This window comes from Kocuria sp. NPDC057446, from assembly GCF_042802875.1.
In the GTDB taxonomy this organism is placed as follows: domain Bacteria; phylum Actinomycetota; class Actinomycetes; order Actinomycetales; family Micrococcaceae; genus Kocuria.
In genome coordinates, this window is the sequence record NZ_JBHVDI010000113.1 from 1 (window position 1) to 12,683 (window position 12,683).

Genomic DNA, 12,683 nt, shown 5'->3' on the forward strand with positions numbered 1-12,683 from the left:
TCGGCCGCGTCAGTTGTGTATAAGAGACCGGGCCCGCGGTGCCGGCGCCGGCATCGCGGGCCCGCCGACAAGGCCTCCCCGGCCCACCCGACCGCCCACCCGACCGCCGACCCGACCGCCGACCCGAGCGGCTGCCCGCCACGCCGCGTGAGGAGCACGCCATGCCCGCCGTCCGTCCCCGCCGCCGCACCACGTGCCGGCCCCGGTGCCGTTGCCGCCGCCGTCCGGTGCACCGCCCCCGCTCCCGATCCCGCCTCTCCGGCGCGCGTCCCGGCACCCGTTCCGCTGCCGGGCCGTGGGCCCCGCCCGGTCCCCGGTCCCGTCCCGCGCCGCGGCCGCGGCCGGTGCCACTGCCTGCCGACCACGGCGCCGTCACCGCGGAGACGGCCGTGCTCCTGCCCGCCCTCGTGCTGCTCCTGGCCGTGCTCCTGGCGGCCGCCGCGGCCGGGATGACCCTGATCCGCTACGAGGAGGCCGCGCGGGCGTCGGCCCGGGCCGCCGCCCGCGGCGAGAGCGCCGCCGTGGTCCGCTCCACGGCGCTGCGCGTGGCCGGGGAGGACGCCGCCGTCCGCCTGGGCGGGGACGCGGGAACGGCCACGGTCACCGTCACGGGACCGGCCCCCGGCGTCCTCGGCACCTGGGGCGGCTGGGAGCTGCGCGCGGACGCCTCCGCCGCGACGGAGGGGGCCGGCGCCGCCGGAGGCAACGGTGGCTGAGCCCACGGCGCACGGTGCCCCGGGCCGGTGCGGCCGCCGCGGGCCCGGCGACGGCGACCGGGGGAGCGGCACGGTGCACGCGCTGACGCTCACCCTGGTGCTGGGCGTGCTGCTCGTCACCGTGCTGCTGCTCGCCCAGGCGGGGATCGCCACCCACCGGGCCGGCAAGGCCGCCGACCTCGCGGCGCTCGCCGCCGCGGACACCGCCCGGGGGCTCGTGGCCGGCGACCCGTGCGGCACCGCCGAGCGCGTGGCCCGGGAGAACGGGGCGGGGCTCGATGGGTGCGCGCTCGTGGAACCAGAGCGCGTCGTCGTGGACGTGCGCACCGCCGTGGCCCTCGACGGGCCGCTCGCCCGCCTCGGGCCGGCCCGCGGGGTGTCCCGCGCCGGGCCGCCGGAGGCCGCCGGAGGCCCGTGACGGATCAGGGGCGGGGGGCGTCCTGCAGCACCGCGTCGATCAGCCGGACCGCCCCGCCCTTGTCCAGCGGGTTGTTGCGGTTGCCGCACTTCGGCGACTGCACGCAGGACGGGCACCCGTGCTCGCACTCGCACGAGGAGATCGCCTCCCGGGTGGCCCGCAGCCACGCGACCGCCGTGCCGTAGCCGCGCTCCGCGAACCCCGCACCGCCCGGGTGACCGTCGTAGACGAAGACCGTGGGCAGCCCCGTGTCGGCGTGCAGCGCGGTCGAGAGCCCGCCCACGTCCCACCGGTCGCACGAGGCCACGAGCGGCAGCAGACCGATCGCGGCGTGCTCGGCCGCGTGCAGGGACCCGGGGACGTCGGGCTCCTCGACCCCCGCGCCGGTCAGCACAGGGCCCGGGACGGTGAACCACACGGACTTCGTGAACAGGTCCCGGGCCTCGAGGTCGAGGGGCTCCTCGCCCAGCACCTCGTTGGAGATCACGGCCTTGCGCTGGAACGAGACCACCTTCGTGGTGACCTGGACGCGGCCGAAGTGCACGGTCACCGCCCCCCAGCGCTCCGAGCGTTCCTCGGCCACCACGCTCACCTGCGTGAGGTCGCGTGCGGTGGTGTAGAAGTCGGGCTGTGCCCGCGTCACGGTGGCGACCGATCCCGCCTCGTCGAGCTCGTCCACGATGTAGGTCCGGCCCTGGTGCACGTACACGGCCCCCGGGTGGGCCTGGTAGTGGGACTGGGGGGAGTCCATCGTGCCGAGCACCGCGCCGGTGTCCGTCTCGATGATCCGGATCGGCCCGCCGCCGTCCGAGCGCAGCGACACCATGCCCGCCGCGGACTGGGGGTGCGTCCAGAACCAGCCGGTCGGCCGGCGGCGCAGGTGCCCGCTCGCCACGAGCGAGTCGAGCACCTCCGCCGCGGCGGGCCCGAAGCCGTCGACCTCCTCCGCGCGCAGCGGCTGCTCCGCCGCGGCCGCGCACAGGTGCGGGGCCAGCACGTAGGGATTGGAGGGGTCGAAGACGGTGGCCTCGACGTCCACGTCGAAGATCGCCTCCGGGTGGTTCACGAGGTACGTGTCGAGGGGGTCGTCACCGGCCACGAAGGCCGCCAGGGCCTCCTGCCCCGCCCGGCCCGCCCGGCCGATCTGCTGGAAGAAGGACGCCCGGGTGCCGGGCCATCCCGCCACGACGACGGCGTCCAGCCCGGCCACGTCGATGCCGAGCTCCAGCGCGGACGTGCTGGCGATCCCCAGCAGCCGTCCGTCCCGCAGGGCCTCCTCGAGCTCCCGGCGCTCCTCGGGGAGGAACCCGGAGCGGTAGGCCGCCACCCGGTGGGCCAGCGAGGGGTCGACCTCCTGCAGCTGGCGGTGGGCGATCTGGGCGATCGTCTCGGCGCCGCGGCGGGACTTGATGAACGCGATGGTGCGGACCTGCCGGAGCACCAGGTCGGTGAGCATGTCGGCGGTCTCGGCCAGGGCGGTGCGGCGGACCGGGGCGTCGTTCTCACCGCCGCCGTCCGCCTGCTCCGGCTCCCACAGCACCACGGTGACCGGTCCGTGCGGGGAGAAGTCCGTGGTCACCGGCGTCACCTCGGCCTCGGGGACGCCCACGAGGCGGGCGAAGGAGGCGTGCGGCTCGAAGGACGTCGCGGACGCCCCGATGAACACCGGGTCCGCGCCGTAGAGGCGGCAGATCCGGCGCAGCCTGCGCATCAGGTTGGCCACGTGCGAGCCGAAGACGCCCCGGTAGGAGTGCGCCTCGTCCACCACCACGTACTTCAGGCGGCGGAAGAACCGGGACCAGCGCGCGTGGTTGGGCAGCACCCCGTAGTGCAGCATGTCCGGATTGCACAGCACCACGTCGGCGTGGTCCCGGACCCACCGGCGCTCCGCGGGGTCGGTGTCGCCGTCGTAGGTCGCGGCGCGCAGGGTCGGCAGGCCGAGCGCCGCCAGGCCCTTGAGCTGGTCGGCGGCGAGCGCCTTGGTGGGGGACAGGTAGAGGGCGGTGGCCTCGTCCGGGTGGTGGATCATGCCGGGGTTCGCCAGGGCGGCGAGCCGGCCGCGGTGCACCGCGTCGGCCACGGGCGCCTGGTAGGCGAGGGACTTCCCGGAGGCCGTCCCCGTGGCGACCACCACGTGCCGCGGGGCCAGCACCGCCTGGACCTGGTGCAGGTACGGTGCGTGCACGCCGAGGCGTGCGTAGGCCGCGACCACGTCCGGGTGCAGGTGCTCGGGCCACGGCGCCGTCACGGCGTCCCGGTCGGGGATCTCCCGGACGTGACGCACCTGCTCCGGCGCGTCGCCGCGGCCGAGCAGGGGGATCAGGGAGTCGTGGTCGGAGGACGGCACCGGTTCATTGTGCCACCGCCCACCCCGGGGGTCTCCTGCGTGCCGTCCGCCCCGTGGGTCCTCGCGGCGGCGGTGCCCGGCACCGGCCCGCCGCGTCCCCGCCGCGCCCCGGCGGGGTGCCTCAGTCCTGCGCCGCGGTGCCGTGGACCCGCCGGTGGACGCGGGCCTCCCACGGCCGCAGCAGCCCCTGCGCGCCGGGGGCCACGGCGTCGGGGAGGTTGCCGATCAGCACCTCGGTGCCGGCCCAGCCCTCGGGCAGGTCGGTGCGGACCTGCTCCCCGGAGACGTTGGCGAGCACCAGCAGCTCCGTCCCGCCCAGCCGCCGGGTGAAGGCGTAGAGCTGCTCGTGGTGGGGGACCAGCATGGTGAAGTCCCCCAGTGCGACGACGGGCTCGGTGTGCCGCAGCTCGATGAGGCGGCGGTAGTGGTGGAACACCGAGTGCGGCTCGGCCCGGGCGGTCTCGGCGTTGACCTCGTCGTGGTTGGGGTTGACCGCGATCCACGGGGTGCCGGTGCTGAAGCCGGCGTGCGCCCCGCCGGTCCACTGGACCGGGGTGCGGGCGTTGTCCCGGCCCGACCAGCGCAAGCCCTCCAGCACGGTATCCGGGTCCGCGCCGGCGGCCACGGCGTGGCGGTAGTGGTTGACCGACTCGATGTCGCGGAAGTCCTCGATCGTCTCGAACGGGGCGTTGGTCATGCCCAGCTCCTCGCCCTGGTACACGTAGGGGGTGCCGCGGTGCAGGTGCAGCAGCGTGGCCAGGCACGTCGCCGAGGTCACCCGGTGCGCAGGGGAGTCGTCGCCGAAGCGGGAGACCGCGCGGGGCTGGTCGTGGTTGTTCCAGTACAGGGAGTTCCAGCCGAGCTCCTCCAGGCCCTCCTGCCACCGGCCCAGCGAGGCCTTCAGATCCGTCAACCGCAGCGGTCTCGGGTCGAACTTGCCGCCGGGGCCGTGGTCGAGGCCCACGTGCTCGAACTGGAAGACCATGTCCACCTCGGCCCGGGCCGGGTCGGTGAACAGTGCGGCTTCCTCCACGGTGACCCCGGGCATCTCGCCGACGGTGATGAGCTCCGCGTCCCGGCCGGCGAAGACCTCCCGGTGCATCTCCTGGAGGAACTCGTGGATCCGGGGACCGCACAGGTAGGACGCGGAGCCGTCGCCCCAGGGCGTGCCGTCCACCGGCGGCCCGTCGTGCAGGTGCCCGTCCTCGGCCACGTCCTTGCTGATCATGTTGATCACGTCCATGCGGAAGCCGTCCACCCCGCGGTCCAGCCACCAGCGCATCATGGTGTGCACCGCCGCCCGCACCTGGGGGTTCTCCCAGTTGAGGTCCGGCTGCTTGCGGGAGAACAGGTGCAGGTAGTACTCCCCGGAGGCCTCATCCAGCTCCCAGGTGGAGCCCGAGAAGAAGCTGCGCCAGTTCGTCGGCTCCGCCCCCGGCGCGCCGGCCTCCATCCCCGGGCGGGGGGACCGCCACCAGTACCAGTCGCGTTTCGGCGAGTCGGGGGAGGAGCGGGACTCGACGAACCAGGGGTGCTCGTCGGAGGTGTGGTTGACCACCAGGTCCATCACCAGCTTCATGCCCTTCGCGTGGACGGCGGCCAGCAGCTCGTCGAACTGCTCGAGCGTGCCGAAGACCGGGTCGATGTCCTGGTAGTCGCTGATGTCGTAGCCGTTGTCGTCCTGCGGGGAGGAGTAGATCGGCGAGAGCCAGATCACGTCCACCCCCAGGTCCTGGAGGTGGTCCAGGTGGGCGAGGATCCCGCCGAGGTCGCCGATCCCGTCGCCGTCGGAGTCGGCGAAGGACCGGGGATAGATCTGGTAGACCACCGCATCGGTCCACCACGCCGGGGCGCCACCCGTACCGCTGCCGGTGCCGGGCCGCTGCGCGGTGATGTCCTGCTGCTGGTGCTCGGTGCTCATGTGGCTGCTCCTCGGGTGACGCCGGAGATGACCGGCCGACGGCGGACAGCGGCACCTCCCGGTGCCGGTGCCGCCGCATCGGGGCGGCCGGTCTCGATACCCGACCAGTCTGCGTGAAAGGCGTCCTGCGGCGACACCGCCGATCCCGGAGGAAGGGCGACACTATTCCACACGAAATGTGTTCAAATGAACATCGGGTGCCCGATGCTCTCCGCCCGTTCCGGCCTGCTGCCGGGGCCGGCCCGACGACCCAGGAGAACCGATGTCCGATCTGCTTCCCGACCGCCGACGCCGGGAGATCCTCGACCGCGTCCGCGCGGCCGGCGCCGTGCGGGTCGCCGACCTGGTGGCCGAGCTGGGCGTGTCCGACATGACGGTGCGCCGGGACCTGGACCGGCTGGCCCGGGACGGGGAGCTGCAGAAGGTGCACGGCGGGGCGAAGCTGCCGGCGGGCTCCTCCGCGGCCGAGCCGGGCTTCGCCCACAAGTCCGCGCTGCAGCTGCCGGAGAAGGCGGCCATCGCCGCCGCCGCGGAGACGATGGTGGCCCCGGGGATGTCCGTCTCGCTGAACTCCGGCACCACCACCTTCGCCCTGGCCCGCGCCCTGCGGCGGATTCCCGAGATCACGGTGGTGACGAACTCCCCGCGCATCGCCGACGTGCTCCAGGACGCGCCGGCCACGGGCCAGACCGTGGTCCTCACCGGCGGGGTGCGCACCCCCTCGGACGCCCTCGTGGGCCCGCTGGCCACGGCGGCCCTGCGCACCCTGCACGTGGACCTGGGCTTCCTGGGCGTGCACGGGATCAGCCACCGTGACGGGCTGACCACCCCGAACATGATGGAGGCCGAGATGAACCGGCTCTTCCTCCAGCGCTGCGATCGCAGCGTGGTCCTGGCCGACTCCACGAAGTGGGGCCTGTCCGGCCTCCACCGCATCGCCGGTCTCGAGGAGGTGGACGCCGTCGTGACCGACGACGGTCTGGACGCCGCGGACCGCGAGACCCTGAGCCACGACGTCCCCGATCTGCGACTGGAGCCCGTCCGATGACACTGCCCCCGCCCACCGGACGCGCCCGGACCGTCGCGCACCGGACCCACCACCTGGCCGACGGGCGGGAGGCCGTGTTCTTCTCCGACCGCGGCACCCCGCCCGTGGAGCACGTGGCGGACCGCCGGCCCCTGGACGCCCGGTCCGGCGGCGGAGAGGTGCGCTTCGACCGGCTGACGGGGGAGTGGGTGGCGGTGGCCGCCCACCGGCAGGCCCGCACCTACCTGCCCCCGGCCGACCAGTGCCCGCTGTGCCCGTCCGTGGGCGGGCGGGAGTCCGAGATCCCGGCGGAGGACTTCGACGTCGTCGTCTTCGAGAACCGGTTCCCCTCGCTGGGCCCGGGGCTGGCCGAGCTGCCGGACCCGCGGCAGGTGGGGGAGCGGTCCCTGTGGGGGGCCCCGTCCCCGGCCGTGGGGCGGTGCGAGGTGGTGGTGTTCACCCCGGAGCACCAGGGCTCCTTCGCGTCCCTGGCCCCGGAGCGGGCGCGCACGGTGGTGGAGGCCTGGGCCCAGCGCACCGCGGCGCTGTCCGCGCTCGAGGGCATCCGGCACGTCTTCCCGTTCGAGAACCGGGGGGAGCAGATCGGGGTGACCCTGCACCACCCGCACGGGCAGATCTACGCCTACCCCTATCCGGCGCCGCACGCGGCCCGGCTGGCCGCCCGCTCGAGGGCGCACCTGGAGCACACGGGGCGGGCGCTGATGGGCGAGGTGCTGGCCGACGAGACCGCGGCCGGGGACCGCATGGTGCTGGCCGGCGAGCACTTCTCGGCCTACGTGCCCTACGCGGCGCGGTGGCCGCTGGAGGTCCACCTGGTCCCGCACCGCCAGGTCCCGGACCTGGCCGCCCTCACGGGGGAGGAGCGGGACGAGCTGGCGGTGGTGTACCAGGACCTGGTCCAGCGCGTGGACCGGCTCTACGGCACGCCGACCCCCTACATCGCCGCCTGGCACCAGACCCCGCTCACGACCGCCGACCGGGAGGCCGGCCGGCTGCACCTGCAGCTGACCAGCCCCCGGCGGGCCGAGGACAAGCTGAAGTTCCTGGCCGGCTCCGAGGCCGCGATGGGGGCGTTCATCAACGACGTCACCGCCGAGCAGACCGCCGCACGCCTGAGGGAGGCCGCACGATGACCGGACCGCAGACCCCCCGGCAGCCCGCTCGCCGGACAGGTCCGGACGACGCCGCCCGGGCGCAGGAGCTCTCCCGCCGGTTCGCCGAGGTCTACGGGCACGCCCCGGACGGGGTGTGGCGCGCCCCGGGACGGGTGAACCTCATCGGGGAGCACACCGACTACAACGACGGCTTCGTGCTGCCCTTCGCCATCGACCGCTCGGCGCTGGTCGCGGTCCGGCTGCGCCGGGCCGCGGAGCAGGAGCGGCCGGCCGGGCAGGACGAGGACGCGACCGGGCGCCACGTCGTCGACCTGGCCTCCACGTACGCCCCCGACGGGGGAGGGCTGTCCCGGGCCAGGTTCCGGATCCCCGGGCTCGCCCCCGGGTCGGTCGGCGGCTGGGGGGCCTATCCGGCCGGTGTGGTGCACGTGCTCGCCGGTCTCGACGGGGTGGAGGTGCCCGGATTCGAGCTGCTGCTGGACTCCACCGTCCCCGTGGGCGCGGGCCTGTCCTCGTCCCACGCCGTGGAGGTCGCCACCGTCGTGGCGCTGAACGACCTGCTGGACCTGGGCCTGGACGGGCCGGAGATGGCGCGGCTGACGCAGCGGGCGGAGAACGAGTTCGTCGGGGCGCCCACCGGCATCATGGACCAGTCGGCCTCGCTGCGGGGCCGTGCCGGGGCCGCGCTGTTCCTGGACTGCCGCAGCCAGGCGGCCGAGCTGGTGCCGCTGCCGCTCGGCCGGCACGGGCTGACGGTGCTGGTCATCGACACCAGGGTGGCCCACTCCCACGCCGACGGCGGCTACGGCGCCCGGCGCGCCTCCTGCGAGCGGGGGGCCGCCGCCCTCGGGGCCGCCTCGCTGCGCGACGTCCCGGAGCAGGCCGACCTGACCGGACTGGACGAGGAGACCGCCCGCCGGGTCCGGCACGTGCTCAGCGAGAACCGCCGGGTCCTGGACACCGTCGCACGGCTGCGGGCCGGGGACGTCCGCGGCATCGGGGAGCTGCTGGTCGCCTCCCACGCCTCGATGCGGGACGACTACGAGATCTCCTGCCCCGAGCTCGACCTCGCGGTCGACACCGCCCTCGCCGCCGGGGCGGTCGGCGCGCGGATGACCGGCGGGGGCTTCGGCGGCTCCGCGATCGCCCTCGTGCCGGAGGTGCGGGCGGACCTGGTCCGGGGCGCCGTCGTGGAGGCCTTCGCGGAGCTGGGGCACCGGGCGCCGGAGGTCTTCGTCGTCGTGCCGGGCGAGGGTGCCGGCCGGGTGCGGTGAGCGCGGCCGTCCCCGTGCCGCCGTCGCCGTGCCACCGTCCTCGTGCCACCGGTCACGAACGTGACACACCCCACCCCGGCCGGGGCCGCGTGCCAGAATGACCGCATGAGCAACCCCATGGACATCTCCGGGCGCAACCCCGATAAGGAGGCCCGGGCGGACCGGCCCCCGGTCACGGAACTGACCCCGGAGCAGTGCTGGGAGCACCTCTGCAGCGCGCGCTTCGGCCGGATCGCCACCATGGACGGCGACGAGATCGAGATCACCCCCATCAACGTCGTGGCCGACGACGGGAAGATCTACTTCCGCACCGCCCGGGGCACCAAGCTGCTGCACCTGGTGCTCAACGAGAACGTCGCCGTGCAGGTCGACCACGCGCAGGGCGGTGAGGCGTGGTCCGTGATGGTGCGCGGCACGGCCCGCCGGCTGATCGATCCGGAGGAGACCGCACGGGTGGACGAGCTTCCGCTGCGGCCGTGGGTCGGGACCACCAAGCTCGAGTACGTCGAGGTGACCCCCACGAAGGTCACCGGCCGCGTGTTCCGCCTGGGCCACTGAGGCCGCTGAGGCCGCTGACGGGCCGGGGGGCACCGGGACTCGGGCCGGCGGCGCCGGACGCCCCGCCGCGCTTGTAGCCTGGGTCCGTGGCACAGCACCGGATCCTCCTGCACTACGTCTTCACCCCGCTCCCCGACCCCACGGCCGTGATGCTCTGGCAGCGCGCCCTGTGCGAGGGCCTCGGCCTGCGCGGGCGCATCATCGTCTCCCCGCACGGGCTCAACGCCACCGTGGGCGGTGAGATCGGGGCGCTCAAGCAGTACGCCCGGACCACCCGCTCCTACCCCGGCTTCCGGGACACGGTCCTCAAGTGGTCCGACGGCTCGGCCGAGGACTTCCCGCGGCTGTCGGTCAAGGTCCGCGACGAGCTCGTGTCCTTCGGCGCGCCCGGGGAGCTGGAGGTCGACGAGCACGGCGTGGTCGGCGGCGGCACCCGCCTGGCCCCCGCCGAGGTGGACGAGCTCGTGGCCCGCCGCGGCGAGGAGGTCGTGTTCTTCGACGGCCGCAACGCCCACGAGGCCCGGATCGGGCGCTTCCGCGGGGCCGTGGTCCCGGACGTGGCGCACACCCGGGACTTCGTGGCCGAGCTGGACTCCGGGAAGTACGACCACCTCAAGACCCGTCCCGTGGTCACCTACTGCACCGGCGGGATCCGCTGCGAGGTGCTCTCCGCGCTGATGCGCCGCCGCGGCTTCGAGGAGGTCTACCAGCTCGAGGGCGGCATCGCCGAGTACGGGCGCGAGCGCGGGGACCGGGGGCTGTGGGAGGGCTCCCTGTACGTCTTCGACCGGCGCATGCACGTGCCGTTCACGCCGGCCGCGGTGACCATCGGGCGCTGCGACCGCTGCGCCGGCCCCGCGAACCGCTTCGTCAACTGCGCGGACCCCTCCTGCCGCGCCCTGGTGCTCGCCTGCCCGGCCTGCCACGAGGCGCACCCGCGGCTCACGTGCCCGGCCGGGTGCGGGACCGCCCCGGCGACCGAGCCCGTCCCCGTCCCCGTCGACGACGACGACGTCCCGGTCCGCTCCTGGCCCGCCCCGGCACCCGTGCCGGCCCCGACGGGCGTCGCATGAGTCCGGCCGCCCCCGGGCCCTCCCCGGCGCCGGCCTTCTCCCGGGTCCCCGGCACGCCCGTATCCGACGACCCGCGGGCCCTGGCCGCACTGCACGACGCCCTGCGCCGGACGGGCTTCACCCACGACCGCGTGGCCGAGCTGCTGGGTGCGGCCGCCATGGACGCGCTCGCGCGGGACCAGGCGGTGCCCGCCCTGCGGGTGCTCGAGCCCGCCCTCGGCACGCCCGGGCACCCGGACCGGGGTCTCGCCGGCGTCGTCACCCTGTTCCTGCTCGGCCGCACCGTTCCCCCGGAGGCCCTCGAGCCCGCCCCGGTGCGCCCGGAGCAGCTCGTGGGACTGGGCCTGGCCGAGGAGACGGGCGGCGGGCTGCGCTCCACCGTGGACCTGCGCCCGCACGCCTCCGACGACGGCACGGAGCTCTACGTGGCCAGCGACCTGGGCGAGTCCCAGCGGCCCGGCGTGCTGCGCCGCGACCACGTGCTGGGCATCGGTCAGGCGTCCCTGACGCTGGCCCAGACGACGGACCGCCGCCGGGTGGGCCGGGCCCTGGACCTGGGCACCGGCTGCGGCATCCAGACGTTCCACCTGCTCGCCCACGCGGGGCACGTGACCGCCACCGACGTCTCGGACCGGGCCCTGGGCTTCACCCGCTTCAACCTGCTGCTCAACGCCCGGGCCCTGGGCATCGACCCCGACCGCCTCGAGGACCGTGTCAGCCTGCGGACCGGGTCCCTGCTGGAGCCCGTGCGCGGCGAGCGGTTCGACCTCGTGGTGTCCAACCCGCCGTTCGTCATCACCCCGCGCCCCGCCGGCGAGACACCGCAGGAGCGCTACACCTACCGGGACGGAGGCCTGCCGGGGGACCGGATCGTGGCCGACCTCGTGCGGGGGCTGCCCGGGGTCATGGCCCCCGGGGCCACCGCCCACCTGCTCGGCAACTGGGAGGTGCTCGCCCCGCCGCCCGGGGACGAGCGGCCGGCCGCCGAGCGCTGGTCGCTGCGGCCCGAGCGGTGGGTGCCCGAGGACGTCGACGCCTGGTTCGTGCAGCGCGAGCTGACCGGCCCGGAGGAGTACGCCGAGACGTGGCTGCGGGACGCGGCGGAGTCCCGCGACCTCGAGCACTACGAGCGCGCCTACCGCGCCTACCTGGCGGACTTCGCCGACCGCGGCGTCGAGGCCGTGGGCTTCGGGATGATCCGGTTCCGCCGCCCCGCCGGGGACCGGCCCGGGGGCGCGCTGCGCCGTTTCGAGCACGTCCCCCACCCGGTCCAGCAGCCGCTGGCCCCCGCCCTCGCCGCCACCTGGGAGCGGGCCGACTGGCTCGCCGCGCACCCCGAGGACTGGCTGGACTCCCGGCTCGTGGTCCCCGAGGACGTCACCGAGGAGCGCCACCAGCGCCCCGGCGCGGAGCACCCCGGGGTGATCCTGCTCCGGCAGGGGGCGGGGCTGCGCCGGACCGTGGTGCTCTCGAGCGAGGCCGCGGGCTTCGCCGGGGCCTGCGACGGCGAGCTCAGCGCCCGGCAGATCCTCGGCGCGCTCGCCGCCCTGCTGGACTGGGCGGGCGAGGAGCGGCAGCGGCTGACCGAGGAGGTCCGCCACCTGGTGCTCGACGGCTTCCTGGTCCCGCCGGAGCCGCAGGCGGTCTGAGCGCCGCCGCGGGTCTGAGCGCCGCCGCGGGCCGGGCCGTTGTGGGCGGATGAGCAGGCGCCGCCGCGGCGGCGGGGGTGGGAGGATGGTGGCATGAGCATCGGAGACAACCTGAACCCCATCAAGACCCTCGACAAGGACACCGTCTGGCAGCTCCTCGAGCAGCACCCCTTCGGCCGCCTGGCCGTCGAGGCCGCCGGCCTCGTGGACATCTTCCCGGTGAACTACGTGGTGCACCAGCGCAAGCTGTACTTCCGCACCGCCCAGGGATCCAAGCTCTCGAGCCTCATCGTCAACGACCAGGTGGCCTTCGAGATCGACGAGGTCTCGGACGACAACGTGGTGCGCTCCGTGGTGGTCCACGGCAAGGCCCGCCGGCTCGAGACGCGCGCGGAGATCGACGCCGCGGAGGAGCTGCCGCTCCGGCCCTGGGCTCCCACGCTGAAGTACAACTTCGTGGTCATCGACGTGGAGCACGCCACGGGCCGGGAGTTCACGATCGGCGACGAGCCCGAGCGCTTCCCCTCCTGAGCGCGGCCCGGGGACGCCCGCCCCGGGCGGCCC

General features: G+C 75.2%; 11 protein-coding genes. 9 read left to right on the top strand and 2 right to left on the bottom strand.

Going from position 1 to position 12,683, the window contains the following annotated elements:
* The first annotated feature begins 344 nt into the window (after positions 1–344).
* Together ACFU0Y_RS13135 and ACFU0Y_RS13140 are read left to right on the top strand one after the other, a co-directional pair.
* Positions 345–716 carry a TadE family type IV pilus minor pilin gene (locus tag ACFU0Y_RS13135; RefSeq protein ID WP_380214973.1) on the top strand — a complete coding sequence of 124 codons (372 nt, stop codon included), beginning with the start codon at positions 345–347 and terminating at the stop codon, positions 714–716.
* On the top strand, positions 709–1,134 hold the full coding sequence (locus tag ACFU0Y_RS13140) for an Rv3654c family TadE-like protein (protein WP_380214974.1): 426 nt from the start codon (positions 709–711) through the stop codon (positions 1,132–1,134). Before ACFU0Y_RS13135 ends, ACFU0Y_RS13140 begins: the two co-directional genes overlap by 8 nt.
* A gap of 4 nt (positions 1,135–1,138) precedes the next feature.
* Here ACFU0Y_RS13140 and ACFU0Y_RS13145 read toward each other — a convergent pair whose 3' ends face one another.
* Both ACFU0Y_RS13145 and ACFU0Y_RS13150 read right to left on the bottom strand, forming a co-directional pair.
* A complete protein-coding gene (locus ACFU0Y_RS13145; RefSeq protein WP_380214975.1) occupies positions 1,139–3,481 on the bottom strand; it encodes a DEAD/DEAH box helicase in 2,343 nt (780 codons plus the stop codon).
* Between the two features lie 121 nt (positions 3,482–3,602).
* A complete protein-coding gene (locus ACFU0Y_RS13150) occupies positions 3,603–5,402 on the bottom strand; it encodes an alpha-glucosidase (RefSeq protein WP_380214976.1) in 1,800 nt (599 codons plus the stop codon).
* Between the two features lie 262 nt (positions 5,403–5,664).
* On the opposite strand from ACFU0Y_RS13150, the gene ACFU0Y_RS13155 reads away from it, so the two are divergent.
* The 7 genes from ACFU0Y_RS13155 (at position 5,665) to ACFU0Y_RS13185 (ending at position 12,650) form a co-directional block, all read left to right on the top strand.
* Positions 5,665–6,450 (top strand): DeoR/GlpR family DNA-binding transcription regulator, encoded by a 786-nt coding sequence (locus ACFU0Y_RS13155; RefSeq protein ID WP_380214977.1) that lies wholly within the window; start codon positions 5,665–5,667, stop codon positions 6,448–6,450.
* The gene (gene galT, locus ACFU0Y_RS13160; RefSeq protein ID WP_380214978.1) at positions 6,447–7,583 is read left to right on the top strand and encodes a galactose-1-phosphate uridylyltransferase; all 1,137 of its coding nucleotides are present in this window, start codon (positions 6,447–6,449) and stop codon (positions 7,581–7,583) included. Before ACFU0Y_RS13155 ends, galT begins: the two co-directional genes overlap by 4 nt.
* Positions 7,580–8,839 (top strand): galactokinase, encoded by a 1,260-nt coding sequence (galK, locus tag ACFU0Y_RS13165; RefSeq protein WP_380214979.1) that lies wholly within the window; start codon positions 7,580–7,582, stop codon positions 8,837–8,839. The genes galT and galK overlap by 4 nt, the downstream gene beginning before the upstream one ends.
* Before the next feature lie 105 nt (positions 8,840–8,944).
* Positions 8,945–9,397, top strand: a complete 453-nt coding sequence (locus ACFU0Y_RS13170; protein ID WP_380214980.1) for a pyridoxamine 5'-phosphate oxidase family protein — start codon at positions 8,945–8,947, stop codon at positions 9,395–9,397.
* A gap of 86 nt (positions 9,398–9,483) precedes the next feature.
* Positions 9,484–10,470: a rhodanese-related sulfurtransferase gene (locus ACFU0Y_RS13175; protein WP_380214981.1), complete on the top strand. Its 987-nt coding sequence runs from the start codon at positions 9,484–9,486 to the stop codon at positions 10,468–10,470.
* Positions 10,467–12,119 carry a methyltransferase gene (locus tag ACFU0Y_RS13180; protein ID WP_380214982.1) on the top strand — a complete coding sequence of 551 codons (1,653 nt, stop codon included), beginning with the start codon at positions 10,467–10,469 and terminating at the stop codon, positions 12,117–12,119. The genes ACFU0Y_RS13175 and ACFU0Y_RS13180 overlap by 4 nt, the downstream gene beginning before the upstream one ends.
* 93 nt (positions 12,120–12,212) lie before the next feature.
* Positions 12,213–12,650 carry a pyridoxamine 5'-phosphate oxidase family protein gene (locus ACFU0Y_RS13185; RefSeq protein WP_380214983.1) on the top strand — a complete coding sequence of 146 codons (438 nt, stop codon included), beginning with the start codon at positions 12,213–12,215 and terminating at the stop codon, positions 12,648–12,650.
* Positions 12,651–12,683 lie beyond the last annotated feature (33 nt).